Genomic DNA, 18,090 nt, shown 5'->3' with positions numbered 1-18,090 from the left:
AAATGAATATCTTTAGCCAAAACCAAAAAGGTTTATGGCCAAAACCAAAACAACTTTTTTCTGTCAAAACTGTGGTACCCAATATCCCAAATGGATTGGACAATGTTCTTCCTGCAAACAATGGAACACGATTGTAGAGGAAGTGGTTCAAAAAGAAGAAAAAAGAACCTGGAAGACCGATTCCAATGCAGTCAAAAAAGTCACAAAACCAGTTCGGATTTCTCAAATATCCAATGAAAAAGAGCTTCGTTTAGATACACAGGATCAAGAATTCAATAGGGTTTTGGGTGGAGGTATTGTTCCTGGCTCCTTGATTTTATTGGGAGGTGAACCAGGAATTGGAAAAAGCACCCTGCTTTTGCAGATTGCCTTAAAACTAGCATACAAAACACTTTACGTTTCTGGAGAAGAAAGTCAAAAACAGATAAAAATGCGGGCTGACCGCATTCATCCAGAGAGTGAAAACTGCTACATACTAACCGAAACCAAAACACAAAACATCTTTCAGCACATAAGTACTGTAGAGCCGGACTTGGTAATTATTGATTCCATCCAAACCTTGCATACGGATTATATTGAATCTGCGGCAGGGAGTATTTCACAAATAAGGGAGAGCACGGCTGAGCTTATCAAATTTGCCAAAGAAAGCAGTACTCCCGTAATTTTGGTAGGCCATATCACCAAAGACGGAGCCATAGCGGGACCCAAGATTTTGGAACATATGGTAGATACCGTATTGCAGTTTGAAGGAGACCGCAATTATGTATACCGAATTCTTCGTTCGCTCAAAAATCGATTTGGTTCAACGGCAGAATTAGGGATTTATGAAATGCAGGGAAGTGGGCTTCGTGAGGTGAACAATCCTTCTGAGGTTCTTATTTCAAAGAATGATCAAGACCTTAGCGGAACTGCTATTGCTTCCACCGTTGAAGGCATGCGTCCATTATTGATAGAAATTCAGGCTTTGGTAAGCACTGCCGTTTATGGCACTCCCCAGCGTTCTGCTACTGGATTTAATGCCAAACGTTTGAATATGCTTTTAGCTGTTCTTGAAAAAAGAGCGGGTTTTAAACTGGCGGCAAAAGATGTTTTTCTCAATATAACTGGGGGAATCTCTGTTGATGACCCCGCCATTGACCTTGCAGTTTTAGCCGCTATCCTGTCTAGCAATTCAGATATTCCCATTGAAAAAGGGGTTTGTTTTGCAGCCGAAGTGGGATTGGCAGGAGAGATACGACCCGTGCAACGGATCGATCAACGTATTCTTGAGGCCGAAAAATTAGGTTTTACCGCTATTTATGTTTCAAAAAATAATAAAATTGGACTAAAGAACACTTCCATCAATGTTCAATTGGTTTCAAAAATTGAGGATGTGGTCAAATCTCTTTTTTGAAAGAAACCAAAAAGAAATCAATCCTTTTCTTCAAGACATGGGCCTGAAGCCATTTTTGATAATTCTGACGTAGAAATTGTCTTTTTGTTACCATTTTTAAGTCTCGATAAAAGATAAGGGAGAAAAGAACCAATAATAAATGTACCTCCAAACAAGAATAAAGTGCTGGCGGACGCAAAAAAATCCCCAAAAGAAAGAATAGAAATAATCAATATTGTAGAAAATGGAAGCGAACATGCAAGAACATTCACTGCAAAATCAATATTAAACGTTGGCTTTTTTTGTTCATCTTTTTCTTCAAGCGAGTTTACCGCACTCATATGGGCAAACGGCCAAAAGCTACAGGAGCTTTGAGGGAATACAACCAGCAATAGGATTAAGGCTGGGGTCAACGCCGGAAAAAATGTTGCAAAAAGCGCCGATAAGCAAAAGGTTATTCCTGCTCTTCGAAATAATAAACTCAGAATAAACCCAAATTCTCCTGATTTTATTTTAACCGCCATTCCAATGAACAACAAAACCAAAGGTGTCATCAAAACTTTTAAGCTCAATACCGTGTTTTGGAGAAACCCCGGCAATGAAGACAAGCTTAATCCAAGTGCTAGAAGCAAAAGGCCAACCACTATTACGATATTAATGGGTTCATTGATCAATGACATGACTAAGCTTCGCATTTTACTTTTGGCAGACACTAAATGGTTCTTTACAGCTCTAAGATGATACCAATGCATGGCTAACATGTACAAAAGAATGAGTCCAAATACCTTGTTTCCAACATCTGCAAGTGCTGCAAGAGCTAAATAATCATCTCCCAGATATACCACAATAAAAGGAAAACAAGATAATCCCGGCGCCAGAGAAGGCAAAAGCATCATTAGCGTTCTTTTTTTGGCATCCTCTTTTTTTGGCAAAGAAATGGCAAGAAAATATTTGGTGGCCAACAACATTAATAAGTTAAAGGTTAGTGCAAGAATTGGAAGGGCCAGTAGGCTTCCCTTTAGTTCAATTTTTAACAACGCAACAAATATAGTTGCAGGCAAAGCGACACTAAGAATAAGTGTTTTTACTCCTTTTAGGTCTTGTTTGACAACTTTTTTTTGAAGTAGCACACCTAACCCTATTATGACTAGGAGTTCCAATGTTTTTTGAAGCGCAAGATTCATTGTAATTAGGTTTGGAAAGGTTTGGTTTGGTTGCATAAGTAATATATAGGATAGCCCAAAGAGCGGAAATTAAATAGTTGCTTTAACATCCAACTCTTGGGCTAACTCTAACAAACTTAAATAAGCACTTTTTCTAAAGCTGCAGTAAACAGCTTCATTTCTTCCATGGTTCCCATACTTACACGGCACCAATTTTTTCCGTTAATTTCAAAGGCACGTACCCCAACTTTTTCTGCGGTCATTTTTTCCAAGAAGGCTTTGCCTTCCATTTCAATTGGGAAGATGATAAAGCTTGTACTTGAAGGAATATACTCGAAACCCATTTTTGTTAGGCTTTTGTAGACGTATTCCCTGCACTCCGCATTAAGTTTTCTAGAAGTATCCTGAAACTCTACATCGTCCATACTCGCTACAGCAGCAAAAATTGAGGTATAGGAAATACCCATTCCTCCACGTGTGATCTTTTGAATTTTTTCCAATGTAGCTTCTTGTGCAACAACATAGCCAACTCTTAATCCAGCCATACCGTGAATTTTGGAAAATGTACGGGCAATTATTACATCCTTACCCTGATTCACAAGAGATACCATGCTCTTCTTTGCGCCATCCTCTAAAAACCCGAGATAGGCCTCATCAACAAACACAGGGACTTTTTCAGAGACTCTGGAACAAAAATCAACCATCTCTTCATGATCGGTCATTGCGCCTGTTGGATTATTGGGATTGCAGATATACACCAACTTAGTTTCAGAATCTATCGCAGCTTCCATGGCTTTTAAATCATGAGCCCAATCCTCTTTACAGGGCACAGCTTTCCAAGTGGCTCCTGTAGCTTCTGCCACTCGTATCAATGACATGTAGGAAGGATCTGCAGATACTACATTGCCCCCTTTCATAAACATTACCATTGCTGTTTTCTCCAACAAATCTGAAGAACCTGGGCCCATCATAATATTCTTGACATCCACCCCCTCTGCATCTGCTATCTTCCCCATAAGGTCAAAAAGCTCAAACCAAGCATATCGATTACCTTTAGTTGCAACTTCTTTCAAGGCAGTTATTGCTTTGGGTGAAGGGCCATATGGATTCTCATTGGCATTCAACTTAGCCGCCAATTCCGGTAATTCCCTGTAATTATCCGGAAGAAATTCCTTAAAAAATGGCGTGTAAATTGCATCACCATTTGCGTCCAACAGTACTGGTGCCTTTGGGGTTTCTCCAAAACTTAAGTGTGGGAGCATAACTGCCCCAGCAGCTGTTAAAGCTCCTCGCTTTAACCAAGCTCGTCTGTCAATTGTTGTTGTTTTCATTGTGCTATATTTAAGATTAAAAAAGTTTAATTTGAATCCACAGGGTCTGCGTTTGCTCCAATATCTCCAGTAGCTACTATAGTATCATCAGATGGACTTAAGCTGATACTTACATGGGCATCTAAAGTTAATATGGAATCATAAAATGCTGTGTCTGAAATGAGAAAAAATTTGTTGTCCGATAATTCTCCCGTGCTTCCATCTACTTCATCCAATGCCAATAGGGTTGTTGTGCCTGCTCCTGCAACTCCATTAATCAACACTGCCGGATGCATAATATCGGCAATGGTGTTGTAGAGAGAAATTTGCACCAAAGTCTGATCTAAATCGGTTTTCCAGAAAACTATTCTTCCATAAACATTCGATCCAGTGGGGTCTGTAGAGTCTATGGTATAAGCGGTAAAAGTTTCTATGGTTCCACCCCCTTCGGCCGTTTCTTGGGCCGATTCCAATCGCTCTATATCACATGAGCTGAAAATTACCATCAACACTGTGAATACGCTTAACTTTTCTATATATGTCTTTATCATGTCTTTTATTTTTTAAATTATCTTGAAATTTTAGAAACTTAATGTTGCTCTTACTAAATAGTTAGCTCCAAGAGATCCTTGTTGGCCATTACCATACAAGTAAAAACCTCTTTCTTCAGACCTATATAAATCAGGATAATTATTAAAAATGTTTTGTCCAGTGAGCGTGAAAGATAAATTCTTTGACGCTGCATAGGTTATTCCCAAATCCGTTGTAAACTGTGCAGAAAAGGTCTGATCGGAATATCCTTGCTCTCCAACATTTGGAAAGTTTTCATCCGTTAAGGTTCCTATTCCATCATCTATTCGAGATATTTCCCCAATATAGTTTCCTCTAAGCATGCCTGACCATTTTCCCAGACTATATGTTGCGGATGCAATAAAATTAGTTGTTGGAACACCTAACTCAAATGAACCTACTACCTGTCGGTCTATATACAGCTCTTCAAGTTCTTGATCGGTCAGTGCAGTATTTAAATCAGGAACGTTGGCTCCTTCAAAAGTTCTTTCGGAAAAGATTGCGGAAAAATTGAGGTTCAGCATTCCTTCGCCAACACGATCTGAATAATTAGCTACGATTTCAACCCCTTTCGTACTAACATCACCACCATTGATTCTAAAACTTGCCAAACCAGCACCAATAATTGGTTCCAATACAGGAGCATCATCCGCGCTAAAGTTCCCCGTTGTAAACAGACGATCCTTAATATCTATTTGATAGGCATCAACACTAAGGTCTAATTTGTCGAACAGTTTTGCCGTGATTCCCAAGGCAAAATTAGTGGACCTTTCTTCTTGTAGCTGTTCTATACCAATTGCTTTTGCCGCCTGGCTGCTATTTGGATATAGTGTTCCATCAAAAGGATCTAAATCTACAAAGAAGGTAAAGGTATGTGAGTAATTCAGTTCTTGCAAGGAGGGAGCTCGGAAGCCATTACTGACAGAACCTCTGATTGCCAAATTATCTGTTAAGGAATAACGTGTAGCAAATTTTCCAGTGAAAACCCCTCCAAAATCTGAGTATTGTTCTGTACGAATTGCTGCACTTACGAACCATTTATCCGTGACATCCAATTCCGCATCCAAATAAAGTCCGGTAACCGAGCGAAACTCGTTTGCTTCGTTTTCTGGGGCAAAACCCCTAAAACATTGGCAGTTTGGACTGTATTGCAATACGGGATAGGAACTAACACCACCATACGGCAATATGAGGGCATCTCCATTTTCGTCTACAATAGGGCTCCCATTTAAACTTTCCAATGGAAAACCGTCTGGCCCAATGAGTGCTTGATCATCTTCCGTAGCCGTAAAAAGCCCTGCATCTCCGGCTTCAAAACTTTCCGGCTGTCCACGATTTATAATGTAGTTTTCTACCCTAAATTCAGCTCCGCCCGCTATGTTAAGACCAGATAAGAAATCGGGAAAGAATCTAGAAATGTCAAAATTGAGCGTATTCTGTGAGAATTTATGAGTCCCCAAATCCATTGTTGTAGGCGATTCTGACTGTAAGCTTGCATTGAATGTATTGAATTGCCCGTACCTTTGGGTATTGGTCCCAAATGTATTACTGAAATCAAAATTCCATTCCCCAAGCATTCCTTCTACTCCGCCTGTGAAAGCCAAATTGGTTTGGGTTATTATCATTTGAGGTCTAAAACCGTTGGGGTAAAGGTCATAATTAAAGCGGTCCGTCTGTGCTGCCCTACGATAAAAACAGCCAAAGCCGTCTGTATTCTTATATCCAAAATCGCCAAAAGAATAAAAAGTTGTTTCGGAATTTTGGGATAGTGGAAGTTCCAAATTGTATGAAACAGAACCTAGCACTGAAACGGGTAAGCCTGCAAAGGTTGAGATATCCCTTGCCGTAAGACCACGAGCTGCCAGTAATCCTGCATCGGTCTGAAGTTCTGCAGCAAGAGCAGCATCACCCGCAGCTTGGGCTGCCAATAATTCAGGGTTGGTAATGATAATATTTCCTTGAGCATCAGTTCTTTCATTGTTCAAATACGAATCACCATATGGGGTAGCACCGCTTATATTTGGACGGATGGCTGCCTCGTTTTGGCGATACATTCCGGCAACGTTAAGATAACCACCACTGTCAAAAGAGACTCCATAATTGACTCCTAGTTGGTGAGTAATACCATCAATTCCGTCAGTATCTTCAAGCAATGCTTGGTCTGATTCGCTAATATTGGAATCACTTAGATCAGGATTGTTATTGGTGTAAAATCCCATTGAATAATTTGCGGTAAATTTATCCGTACCTTTTCTGGTAACAAGGTTAATAACCCCTGCAATGGCGTCTGATCCATATTGAGCCGAAGCTCCGTCCCGTAATACTTCTATTCTGTCAATAGCATCTGGGGTTATAAAATCCATATCTACGGAATTTGCCGTACCCCCTGTTGCTGTGCCAATCAATTGCGCGCCACTATGACGCCTTTTGCCATTTACAAGAACCAAAAGTTGATTGGGACCCAGACCTCTTAACTGTGGTGGGTTAACAGCCGAACTTAAATCACCACCTTGTGATCGCACCGCTGTAAACGAGGGTGCCGAAGCGACCAACATCTGCCCCACATCCAATTGGGGCATATTTATCTGCTGTTTGCTTATACTGATTACATCCACTGGAGATGCGGTTTCCAATTTGGTCCTAGGTTGGCCTCTAGTTCCAACAACAATGGCTTCCTCCAACTGTTCGGCAGATGTCGCCAGCATTGCATCTATGGTTGTTTTTCCTCCTATAGCTATTGTTTTGGTCTCAAAGCCAAGCGAAGAAAAAATCAAGGCGCCATCAGAAGGTGCATCAATAGTATACTTTCCGTCAAAATCCGTTATGGTTCCCTTGGTCGTGCCCTGAACAATAATATTGGCTCCTGGAAGAGGAACACCGGTATCATCTTTAACCGTTCCGGCAACTGTTATTTCTTGGGCAAAAGAAATGATAGTTAAAAATAGTAATGAGGTAGTTAGCAAAAATTTCTTCATAATATTTTGGTTTTAGGTTACACAAGAACCTTCATAATCTCCCTTACCATATATTAATATTGGGGGATATGGTGTTCAAAAAATTAAGTTCCGGAAACTTAAAACGCAATTAGTTTTTGTCTCATAACTAATTGAAACAATATTACTTACAGATTATCATAAAAGAAAATTTGCAATCCTAAGGAAAGCGCATCATAGGCCTAAACAAACTTTAAAAAACTGACGAATTTTTAGTTTTTTTAATTTCTACTGAAAATTAATTGGGTTTTGCCACAATCTTGTAGGACAGTTTTCAATATCATCATAAATGACCTTAAAAGCAGTTTTATCATAATACAATTTTTCAATGCAAAATTTTGATAGATGTTTAGTATTTCATTTTTATTCTTGCAATATTATCATGTGATTTAACTAAACAATGAATTATATTTATCGATGTTGTTAATTACATGATTTATTTCAATTAATGTTTGAACAAAAGATTGTTGCAAAGACTAAATCATGCAGTTGTTCAATTCAAGCTTATGAAAAACAAAATTGACCTCATTGATTTACAGATTATACAACTTCTATCCGAAAATGCACAGATAACCTATACCGAGATTGCCAAAAAACTAATCATTTCCTCTGGGACGGTCCATGCAAGGGTTAAAAAAATGTGGGACCTTGGATTTATTGTGGGATCTACAATGAAACTGAATTATAAGGCCATTGGTTGGGATCTTACCGTGTTTTTAGGGATTCACCTAAAACAGACCAATGCATTTAAAGATGTAATCGAAACACTATTACAAATTCCAGAAGTAGTTAAACTGCATCATATAAGTGGGAAGTATGACATTTTTTTAAAGATACATGCCCGTGATAGTGACCATTATAGAAACATATATCAAAAAAGAATTCTTAGTATTCCAGGAATAAAGGGAATTGAATCTTTTATTTCTTTGGAAGAAAACACCAACAGGCATGTTGATTTTTCAAAATAAGTGCCGAACTATTTTACGGAGCCGGATTCGGAATTTCATTGTGAATGGTTTCAATCCCTTCCAAAACCGCATCAGAAAGTTTAATATCCATACTTTCAATATTCTCCTTGTGTTGCTCCATTGTTGTTACTCTTTGTGTGTGTATTTTTTATGACAACGCTGACATTCCCATTGAGAAGTGGTCTGTTTTGTAGCAGAGGTTGGACTTGCAGAAGAAATAAGATCGGTACAATGCATAGGCCAACTCATTCTTGAAGCCAAAAAGTTGGACTCTTTCTCTGTTTGAGTATCCAAAAGCACCAAGATTGGAGCAAAAAAACCTGAATAAAAATTCAATTTATATCCAAAGTAGAGAATATGATATTCACCGTACTTGCCTAACAAAAAAGTTATTTAACAGGGTGCATTCGAATAACTGTTGAGCGTAGTAAGGAATTTAAACGGTTGTGTCCTATTATCAAAAGTAAGTGCTTTAATCCGTAATTGAGTATAATACAGTCAGTTATAATTATATTCAGTACACTTTTCGGTCAAAAAACCCGTTAAATAATACCAACCCCATTCTATCGTGAAATTTATTTATCTTCTATACTTATTGAAGAAAACAGACTTTAAATTACTATTTCAGCTTATTCAGCATGAAAAAAGTATTTCAAACAATAGTGGATTCAGTATTGTTGGGAGAATGATTCTCTCTTTCATAAAATACGACACTGCCTTTATTAACTATTTTGCCTACGAATTTGAAAATAAGGAATTCAAGGAAATAAAAACTTACGCCAATTCATGGTTCATGTACAAATTTCAAAGGAACATGAACAACGCCAAAATGATAAAATTTTTTAAGACGAAAAGTTTATTTTATGAAAAATTCAAGGATTTTATTTGTCATAAGTATACTATTCTTTCTAAGGATGCTGTCCCGTTTAATATATGGATAGAGAAGAATTCTCCAGAATATCTTATCTGCAAAACAAATAAAGGGCAGTCCGGAGACAAAATTATTAAGGTTAAAGTAAGTGTTTCCGAAACAGGTGAATATCTTCTTGATGGAGTTAAACTTGAAAGCTTCCATAAAAAGCTTCTTAGAAAAAACTTGACTTTAATTGAGGAAGTTATTGAACCACACCCAGTGTTGAAAAGCATCCATCCTGATTCGCTAAATACACTAAGAATAGTAACGCAAGTTGTAAATCCATATCAGGTAGATGTTATTGCGGCTACAATGAAAGCTGGTATAAATCATTCCGTAGTAGATAATAGTGGCAAGGGAGGGGTTGACTGCTCAATTGATATCAACAATGGTAAATTAATTGGGCCATTGTCCGCATTTGACCCTAGAAAGAAAATATCCTTGGGAGACAATCATCCTACAACAAACATGCCAATTGTTGGTATAACCATTCCTCATTGGAAAGAAGCCATAAATACTGTCAAAAAAGCAGCCTTGGTGATTCCTTCGGTAAAATCTGTAGGTTGGGATGTTGCAATAACAAAGGATGGGGCTTTCTTGTTGGAAGGAAACCATAACTGGAGCAGTCTCATACAAAAAGCATTGGGCAAAGGGATAAAAGATATTCTAAATTCTTATAGATTCCCCAGTCAGGGCAAATTAAAAAATCAGGTGCAATAGTTTAATTAAAAAACGTTTTCTCAGGTAAATTTCCATTGGATGATACCCTAAGGCGCTGGATTCGGAATTTCATTGTGAATGGTTTCAATGCCTTCCAAAACCGCATCAGAAAGTTTAATATCCATACTTTCAATATTCTCCTTGAGCTGTTCCATATTGGTAGATCCAATAATGGTACTGGTTAGAAAAGATCTGGTATTTACAAAAGCCAAAGCCATTTGAGCCAAACTCAAGTCATTTTCCATGGCTAATTTTTGATATTTTGCTGTTGCTGCTGTTGCCGTTTCACCCATATATCTATCAAAATGAGGGAAAAGGGTCATCCGTGCTTTTCTTGGTTTAATCTGATCAAGATACTTTCCACTTAAAACTCCAAAAGCTAAAGGTGAATAGGCCAAAAGCCCAATATTTTCGCGCATCGAGATTTCAGAAAGTCCAACTTCAAAAAGTCGGTTAAGTAAGCTGTAAGGATTTTGTATGGTCAACATACGTGGTAAACTTGCATGCACCTTGCTTTCTTCCAGAAAACGCATGGTAGCCCAAGGAGTTTCATTGGAAATCCCAACATGCCGTATCTTGCCTTCAGCAACCAAATCCCTTAGTGTTTCCAGAACTTGGTGAATGTTATCTTCCCATGGATCTATTATATTGGCATTAAAGCCACGATTTCCAAAATAATTGGTGTTTCGCTCGGGCCAATGCAATTGATATAGATCAATATAATCTGTCTGTAGCCGTTGCAAACTTCCTTCTACGGCACTTATTATCGCATCTTTGCTAAATCCAGTGGTTCTAATAAACTTGGTATAATCTCCCCTGCCTGCAATTTTTGATGCCAAAACAACTTTATCGCGGTTGCCCGTTTTTTTAAACCACCTGCCAATAATCTCCTCCGTAACGGCATACAATTCTTTTTTGGCAGGAACAGGATACAATTCAGCAGTATCAAAAAAATTGACTCCCTGCTCAAGAGCATAATCCATTTGTTCATGTCCTTCAGCTTCCGTGTTCTGTCTTCCCCAGGTCATGGTTCCCAAACAAATCTTACTTATCCTAATGTTGGTATGTGGAAGTCGGGTGTATTTCATCAAATCGCATCTAAAACTGGCAAAAGTACCAAATACATAACTGCTTATAACAAATGTTATTTTTCCACTTCCAAAAGAATTGGGCAATGGTCACTGTGTTTGGCATCTGAAAGAATAACGGAACGCTTTAGTCTATCCTTTAAAGACTCGTTCACCATGCCATAGTCCAACCGCCAACCTTTATTGTTAGCCCTGGAATTGGCCCGGTAGCTCCACCATGTATAATTGTGGGGTTCTTCATTAAAATGCCTAAAACTGTCAATAAACCCACTCTTCATAAAATTCCCGATCCATTCCCTTTCCACAGGCAAGAATCCAGAAACGTTTTTGTTGCGGACCGGGTCATGAATATCAATAGCTTCATGGCAAATGTTATAATCCCCGCAAACTATCAGATTGGGGCGTTCCTTTCGCAGCGAATTGGCATATTTTTGAAAATCGGCCATATAGGTGAGCTTAAATTCCAAGCGATCCATATTGGTTCCAGAAGGCAAATACATGCTCATAACGGAGATGTCGCCAAAATCCGCTCTTATATTTCGACCTTCAAAATCCATATAATCGATACCCGTTCCATATTCCACATGGTCGGGCTCTTGCTTGCAAAGCAGCGCTACCCCACTATACCCTTTCTTTTGGGCGCTGAACCAATAATGAAAGTTATAGCCGGCAGCTTCAAACAAAGAGACATCAACCTGTTCTTTCATTGCCTTGGTTTCCTGCAAACAAACAACATCAGGCCCCACGGTCTGCAGCCATTCTATAAAACCCTTGTTCAGTGCGGCCCTAATTCCATTTACATTATATGATATAATCTTCATTTTTAAATTTTCACTAAAAATAACTAATGTACTTGGCTCCTTAAAATTGAAGTATCTCCGTACATAGTTTAAATTTGAATTTTGGAACACTAATTGATTATTTCTGTTGGATTTAAAATTGATATCATGAAAAAAGTACTGTTTTTGGGTTTGATGCTCTCAAATTTTGTTGTCGTTGCCCAGGCATATCCAATATTCAACAACAATAATGAACTAAAGTTCAACGCCGGATTGTTTTTAGTTTCAAGCACAGTTGAAGGTTCTTATGAATATTATTTAAGTGAAGACACCAGTATTGGTGGAACGGTTTATTTTGATAATGACCCAACGGACTACAACGGAAATTTTGGTATAGGACCAAACTTTAGGGCCTATTTTGGATACCAGCCCCGAAGCGGCTTTTTTGCGGAGGCCTTTGGACTCTATTATACGGGTGAGGATGATTCTATGGAAGACCCCCTTGGCGCACGGAACAAAGATTACAGTACACTAGCACTGGGTCTGGGATTGGGAAACAAATGGGCTACTCGAAGTGAAAAATTTACCTTGGAACTCCATGCTGGATTTGGCAGAAATGTTAACCCAGAAGATTTTCAGGAAACGTTTATGTACAGAGCAGGCTTATCCATAGGATTTAGGTTTTAATCTTTACTTTTGGGCTTTAATTTTCTCTGATGACAGCCTTACTATTGATTGACATTCAACTTGGTCTACAAGAATTGGATTTTTATGGTGGAGAACGCAACAACCCGCAGGCAGAAATCAATTGCCAGAAGATTTTGACTGTTTTTCGGAAAAAAGGACTCCCCCTATTCCATATTCAACATTGTTCCACAAATCCTGAATCACCCTTACATCCCTCCAAAAAAGGAAATGCATTTCATCCATTGGTACAACCCAAAGAAGGTGAACCTATAATCCAAAAAAATGTAAACAGTGCTTTTATTGGAACGGATTTGGAAGGCCGACTAAAAAAACAAGGCATTACGGATGTCGTTATTGTAGGGTTGACAACGGAACATTGCGTTTCCACCTCCACAAGAATGGCCTCCAACCTTGGTTTTGCCACTACCTTGATTTCTGATGCCACGGCAGCTTTTAATAAAAAAGGAGTTTTGGGTGAAGCGTTAAGTGCCGAAACTGTGCATCAAGTGGCGCTGGCCAACCTCAATAACGAGTTTGCACAAATACTGGACACAAAAACCTTTTTGAATCAACTCCACAACAATACACCTTAACATATTTAATCCTTCTTCTTACTTTTAACCATTACCTGTACATCTGCATGAAAAGTCTTGTTTCAATTTTAGTTTTGCTTTTTACTTTTCAGCTTGTTGCGCAGGAAATCAAAAAAGATTCCATTACCCGGTTGGATGAGGTAATTCTTATGGAAGATGTAATTGCAAAAAAAGCAGCGGGAATTACTACTTCGTCAACTATTGGCCCCACGAATTTTGAAAAATTCAATCCCATAGACATTGCCTCCGCCATGAATCAGGTTGCAGGGGTGTATGTGCTTTCGGGAGCGTTGAACACCAACCGAATTACCATTCGTGGAGTTGGGGCGAGGACACCATTTGGCACAGACAAACTCAGGTTGTATTTCAATGGTATCCCTGTTACCAATGGAACAGGGTCATCAACCATTGAGGCTTTCGATTTTGAAAATCTAGGGGCTATTGAAATCATAAAAGGACCAAAGGCCACCTCTTTTGGAGCCAATTTGGGCGGAGCCATCATCCTCAATACTAAAAAAAAGCAGGCGGATGAGACCATACTTTCCAATAGTTTTACCTTGGGGTCCTATAAAATGTTGAAGGAAAACCTTTCTTTTCAACATGGAGCGCAAAACTTTGACCTAACTTTTAGTTACAACCATTTTGAAACCGACGGATATCGGCAAAACAACAACTTTGACAGGGATGGATTTTTGTTGAATTCCAACATAAAATTGGGCTCCAAGGGCAGTTTAGGGCTACTTATAAACTATATAGACTACACCGCACAGATTCCCAGCTCCCTACATCAGACAGACTTTGATGAAGACCCTACCCGGGCCGCTTCAAATTGGTTGGCTGCACAGGGTTTTGAGGCCAATAAATATACCTTGGCGGGCATATCGTATTCCCATAATTTTAGTCCAAAACTACAGAACACTACAAGTATTTTTTATTCGTATTTAGATCATTACGAGCCCCGGCCTTTTAATATTTTGGATGAATTTACCAACGGTTTTGGTTTTAGGAGTGTCTTTGAGGGCACTTTGGAAAATGCCCAATATACTTTTGGGGGTGAACTTTATAAGGACGAATACCATTGGAGTACTTTTGAAAATTTGTTCGGTGAGAACAATGGTAATGGCAGCTTGCAAGGAGAAGCATTGAGCAGGAACAGAGAGTTTAGAAGACAGCTGAATCTTTTTGGAACTTTCACCTATCCTTTGTCAAATTCATTCTCTGCACAAGTAGGGTTTAACCTCAACAAAACCAACTACGATTTTAGGGACCTGTTCAACCAGGCAAGTGAAAATACTTCGGCAAAACGGGATTTCGATGCCATTCTTTTGCCAAGTTTTGGACTGCGCTACCAAGTAAAGCATGGGCAACTCTATGCCAATATAAGCCGTGGGTTTTCCAATCCGAGTTTGGAAGAGACCCTTACCCCAGATGGTGTCATCAATCCTGATATTGCACAGGAAAAGGGAACCAATTATGAACTAGGTGCCTCAGTGTACCTTTTAAAAAAGAAATTATTCTTTGATCTAACGGCCTTTCGAATGAACATTAGTAATCTCTTGGTGGCCCAACGTGTGGGTGAAGATCAATTTATTGGAAGAAATGCGGGCCAAACCCGCCATCAAGGTTTGGAACTGGATCTAAAATATGCGTTTCGTATTTTCAAAGCACTACAGGTCTCACCCTATATAAGTTATACGCTAAGCGACCATAGTTTTGTGGATTTTGTGGATGGCGACAATGATTTTTCCGGTAATCCGTTGACCGGTGTTCCCAAAAACCGAATCAGTTCTGGAATGGATTTTAGACATCCCAACGGGCTACAGCTGAACCTTACCCACCAATTTGTGGACAATATTCCGTTGACTGATGCCAATACTTTAGAGAGTGACTCATTCATGGTTTTTAACGCAAAACTGGCATACACGACCACATTGTCTTCCCGTTTTTCCTTGCAACTGAATTTTGGGGCAAACAATGTGTTCAACACCAACTATGCCCAAAGTGTTTTGATCAATGCCGTCGGTTTTGGTGGTGCACAGCCCCGTTATTTTTATCCTGGAAACAACAGAAACTTTTATGGAGGAATACAATTGGAGTACATGCTTTAGACACTAGACCCGTTTAAATTTAAGTTATATTTTTTCCTGTATACCAGAGGTTGTTGCTGTATTTGTGTTATACTGCTTTCTAAAAAAGTGGAAGATAACCCCTGGATATATTTACTTTTTTGGCTAGGTTTATATATCCTAACGTTACCTGCAAGCTGAAAAATGACATCCGAAAGAAAAATAAAAATAGCCGAATCATTCTCAAATAAATATGTCGAGACTGAATTGGATATTGACTTATCTCAAAAAGAGTTCGAGCTTTTAGGCAGAGGGTTTTTTGCAGGAAGTATGGATGAGAAATGGAATATTTTCATTCATAAGGATTCATTATTCTTTGCAAGAAGTTGGACTGACAATTGTATTTATAAAGCTGATTTAGAAATTAGAAGAAGTGGAATAAAACTCAACAATCTAAAAATTACCAAAAATACAGATGAATACAAGGGAACAGATTTAAAGTCGGACACTGACCTCTTTAAAAAATTGCTTCAAATGTATTTGGATAGAGAAGATTTATACATTGACTACAGAGTTAAACTTCCTCTAATTAAATTAACAATAGAGAAATATAGCAAAGAGAATGAATTGAGAAAAAGTATTGGTTCGCAAAGTGTCGAATTAAATCTACAGATTTATAACTCTTTGATAGAATCAAGTTCAGATTATATAACTATAAATGGACTTGAGGAATTGACCTATAACACTAAAAAGTATGACTCAAAATACGAACTGTTAAGTTTGCATATTTCGAATAAAGAAAACCCGAGTGACTCGACAACTTTCTTTTTCAATCAAGAAGGAACTGAATTACTTGGACAGATAATAATAAATAAAAAGCCAGCAAGTAACAATGTCCATAAGTAATTCTTTGTTCTCGCCTACTTTTAATATATCATCCCTAAATAGATGTTAGTGAAAATCGAATTAAAAAAGAAATCTAAATGTTCATTATAAATCTGACTTATAAAACCGAATTGGAAAAAGTTGACCAATTTCTCAACGACCATATTGAATTTTTAAATGAACAATATGAATTGGAACATTTCCTTGCCTCCGGACGAAAAATTCCAAGAACAGGTGGAATAATCTTATCGAATATTGAATCAAAATCAGAATTAGAAAAAATAATTGGAAAAGATCCTTTCAAGAAAAACGGGGTAGCGGATTATGAACTAACTGAATTTGTGCCAAGCAAAACTTGTGACGAATTGAAATTTTTGATTAAATAAACTATAGGAACACACAACAATGCTTAATCGCAATTACAGCGAATTTGATAAATTCCGAATACTCTCGAAATTGCTAAAGTCTACACCAAACTAAAGAATTCGAACTTATAATCTGTGATATGCCATTTTGTGTTTAATGGAAAACTAACATGAAAGAAAGTTTAAAAATTTCAAGACTTCAAAAGAATGATTTAAACTTATTTATAGATCTTATTGAATTATTGAACGAGGTTTTTGAAGAGTCCCACACAGTAGGCTCAAAAGAGCATTTGGAGAAGTTATTGGCCAAACCAGATTTTTATGCAGTTGCGGTATTAAAGAATGATAAAATTATTGGTGGATTGACCGCGTATGAACTAAAAAGATATTATAATGACAAAAGCGAATTATATATTTATGATATAGCCGTAAAAACTGAACTTCATAACCAAGGAATAGGAAAAGAATTAATTAACTTCATAAAAGAGTATTCCACAAAGAATGGAATTGAAACAATTTTTGTTGAGGCACATTCTGAAGATGAGCAGGCTATTAAATTTTACGAATCTACCATAGGTAAAGGTGAAAAGGTTGACCATTTCAATCTTGAAATAAAAACCAAACAAAATAAGATGTAAATAACATCAAAAAGACTATTTATACAAACCGTTAGAGAGCTTATTTGAATCAAGCCTGAAATTTAACAATGAAACCTACTTTAAAAAAAATAATTCACTTTCCTATAGTAAAAATAGTTTTAGGAATTGCAATCTGTCTCGGAGTTCTTATTGGAATTCAAAATTTGGTTACAAAACCCATGGTTTACCATCTTATTGATTATAAGCCAATTGGAGATACCATAATAAATTATTTCTCTGTTATTGTCCTATTAGTAAGCTACTTTTATTTTTTTAAACTATTTGAAAAAAGAGAAATTAAGGAACTTTCCAAAACAAATTTAAAAACAGAATTATTTGGTGGCTTTCTTTTCGGGTTTTTGGTTTTGTCGTTCGTTATTTTAATTCTTTATCTACTCGGCTACTATTCGATTGATGGTATTTCTGACTTATCGTATTTATTGGCCCCATTTTCGTTTTTAGTGCTAGCGGCCTTAATCGAAGAGGTTTTTTTTAGACTGATTATCTATAGAATTATAGAAAAATGGATTGGTACTTATTTGGCTTTGCTATTAATATCCATCATTTTCACAGTCCCACATTTGTTTAATGACAATGTTACCCTATTGTCCATTCTACTATTATTAACCTTTGGATTTGCGCATAGTATTATGTACACCTACACGAAAAGGTTATGGCTCCCTTTTGCATTCCATTTGGGGTGGAACTTTGCACAGCCCTTTTATGGTTCTAACCTCTCTGGAACAGAAGAAGAACATATAATCAATTCAAATTTTGATGGCCCTGTTTTATTAATAGGAAGTGAATTTGGAATAGAAGATTCTATTTTGTCCATAATATTATTGCTTATAGTATGTATTATATTTTTGAGATTATCAATTAGACAGAAGAAAATAGTAAAAAGAAGCCACAACACTATGTAGCCAAAAATTAACGCATATTACCCCATAACTGATAGTCATGCGACATCATTGTAGGGA

At 37.7% G+C, this 18,090-nt stretch carries 17 protein-coding genes; 10 read left to right on the top strand and 7 right to left on the bottom strand.

From position 1 onward, the window contains the following. The first annotated feature begins 34 nt into the window (after positions 1 to 34). A complete protein-coding gene (gene radA, locus AAY42_RS13940) occupies positions 35 to 1,393 on the top strand; it encodes a DNA repair protein RadA (RefSeq protein ID WP_055396269.1) in 1,359 nt (452 codons plus the stop codon). A 17-nt stretch (positions 1,394 to 1,410) separates the two neighbouring features. Here radA and AAY42_RS13935 read toward each other — a convergent pair whose 3' ends face one another. The 4 genes from AAY42_RS13935 to AAY42_RS13920 form a co-directional block, all read right to left on the bottom strand. Then, positions 1,411 to 2,556, bottom strand: a complete 1,146-nt coding sequence (locus tag AAY42_RS13935; protein WP_055397945.1) for an AEC family transporter — start codon at positions 2,554 to 2,556, stop codon at positions 1,411 to 1,413. Between the two features lie 116 nt (positions 2,557 to 2,672). Beyond that, positions 2,673 to 3,866: a pyridoxal phosphate-dependent aminotransferase gene (locus AAY42_RS13930; RefSeq protein WP_055396267.1), complete on the bottom strand. Its 1,194-nt coding sequence runs from the start codon at positions 3,864 to 3,866 to the stop codon at positions 2,673 to 2,675. 26 nt (positions 3,867 to 3,892) lie between these two features. Further along, positions 3,893 to 4,396 carry a hypothetical protein gene (locus AAY42_RS13925; protein ID WP_055396265.1) on the bottom strand — a complete coding sequence of 168 codons (504 nt, stop codon included), beginning with the start codon at positions 4,394 to 4,396 and terminating at the stop codon, positions 3,893 to 3,895. 30 nt (positions 4,397 to 4,426) lie between these two features. Next, the gene (locus tag AAY42_RS13920; protein WP_055396263.1) at positions 4,427 to 7,390 is read right to left on the bottom strand and encodes a TonB-dependent receptor; all 2,964 of its coding nucleotides are present in this window, start codon (positions 7,388 to 7,390) and stop codon (positions 4,427 to 4,429) included. Between the two features lie 524 nt (positions 7,391 to 7,914). Here AAY42_RS13920 and AAY42_RS13915 point away from each other — a divergent pair. Further along, the gene (locus tag AAY42_RS13915; RefSeq protein ID WP_139063741.1) at positions 7,915 to 8,376 is read left to right on the top strand and encodes an Lrp/AsnC family transcriptional regulator; all 462 of its coding nucleotides are present in this window, start codon (positions 7,915 to 7,917) and stop codon (positions 8,374 to 8,376) included. A 126-nt stretch (positions 8,377 to 8,502) separates the two neighbouring features. On the opposite strand, the gene AAY42_RS13910 is transcribed toward AAY42_RS13915, so the two are convergent. Beyond that, positions 8,503 to 8,760 carry a hypothetical protein gene (locus tag AAY42_RS13910; RefSeq protein ID WP_055396259.1) on the bottom strand — a complete coding sequence of 86 codons (258 nt, stop codon included), beginning with the start codon at positions 8,758 to 8,760 and terminating at the stop codon, positions 8,503 to 8,505. A 184-nt stretch (positions 8,761 to 8,944) separates the two neighbouring features. On the opposite strand from AAY42_RS13910, the gene AAY42_RS13905 reads away from it, so the two are divergent. Further along, entirely contained in the window at positions 8,945 to 10,009 is a 1,065-nt protein-coding gene (locus AAY42_RS13905; RefSeq protein ID WP_139063740.1) for a sugar-transfer associated ATP-grasp domain-containing protein, read from the top strand. A 47-nt stretch (positions 10,010 to 10,056) separates the two neighbouring features. Here the strand turns inward: AAY42_RS13905 and AAY42_RS13900 are convergent, their stop codons facing one another. After that, entirely contained in the window at positions 10,057 to 11,097 is a 1,041-nt protein-coding gene (locus AAY42_RS13900) for an aldo/keto reductase (protein ID WP_055397943.1), read from the bottom strand. Positions 11,098 to 11,153: 56 nt separating this feature from the next. Next, on the bottom strand, positions 11,154 to 11,918 hold the full coding sequence (locus AAY42_RS13895; RefSeq protein ID WP_055396256.1) for an exodeoxyribonuclease III: 765 nt from the start codon (positions 11,916 to 11,918) through the stop codon (positions 11,154 to 11,156). Positions 11,919 to 12,044: 126 nt separating this feature from the next. Between AAY42_RS13895 and AAY42_RS13890 the strand changes: the two genes are divergently transcribed. The 7 genes from AAY42_RS13890 (at position 12,045) to AAY42_RS13860 (ending at position 18,033) form a co-directional block, all read left to right on the top strand. Beyond that, the gene (locus AAY42_RS13890) at positions 12,045 to 12,563 is read left to right on the top strand and encodes a hypothetical protein (RefSeq protein ID WP_055397941.1); all 519 of its coding nucleotides are present in this window, start codon (positions 12,045 to 12,047) and stop codon (positions 12,561 to 12,563) included. A 29-nt stretch (positions 12,564 to 12,592) separates the two neighbouring features. Then, on the top strand, positions 12,593 to 13,156 hold the full coding sequence (locus AAY42_RS13885; protein ID WP_055396254.1) for a cysteine hydrolase family protein: 564 nt from the start codon (positions 12,593 to 12,595) through the stop codon (positions 13,154 to 13,156). 47 nt (positions 13,157 to 13,203) lie between these two features. Beyond that, positions 13,204 to 15,264: a TonB-dependent receptor family protein gene (locus AAY42_RS13880; protein WP_055396252.1), complete on the top strand. Its 2,061-nt coding sequence runs from the start codon at positions 13,204 to 13,206 to the stop codon at positions 15,262 to 15,264. Between the two features lie 162 nt (positions 15,265 to 15,426). Then, a complete protein-coding gene (locus AAY42_RS13875; RefSeq protein ID WP_055396249.1) occupies positions 15,427 to 16,128 on the top strand; it encodes a hypothetical protein in 702 nt (233 codons plus the stop codon). Positions 16,129 to 16,205: 77 nt separating this feature from the next. Further along, positions 16,206 to 16,493, top strand: a complete 288-nt coding sequence (locus AAY42_RS13870) for a YciI family protein (RefSeq protein ID WP_055396246.1) — start codon at positions 16,206 to 16,208, stop codon at positions 16,491 to 16,493. A 149-nt stretch (positions 16,494 to 16,642) separates the two neighbouring features. Further along, the gene (locus AAY42_RS13865) at positions 16,643 to 17,110 is read left to right on the top strand and encodes a GNAT family N-acetyltransferase (protein WP_055396244.1); all 468 of its coding nucleotides are present in this window, start codon (positions 16,643 to 16,645) and stop codon (positions 17,108 to 17,110) included. 179 nt (positions 17,111 to 17,289) lie between these two features. Next, a complete protein-coding gene (locus AAY42_RS13860) occupies positions 17,290 to 18,033 on the top strand; it encodes a CPBP family intramembrane glutamic endopeptidase (RefSeq protein WP_175288771.1) in 744 nt (247 codons plus the stop codon). Positions 18,034 to 18,090 lie beyond the last annotated feature (57 nt).

It is taken from the genome of Flagellimonas eckloniae (assembly GCF_001413955.1).
GTDB classification, from domain to species: Bacteria; Bacteroidota; Bacteroidia; order Flavobacteriales; family Flavobacteriaceae; genus Flagellimonas; species Flagellimonas eckloniae.
This window is presented reverse-complemented; position numbering and strand designations above follow the sequence as displayed.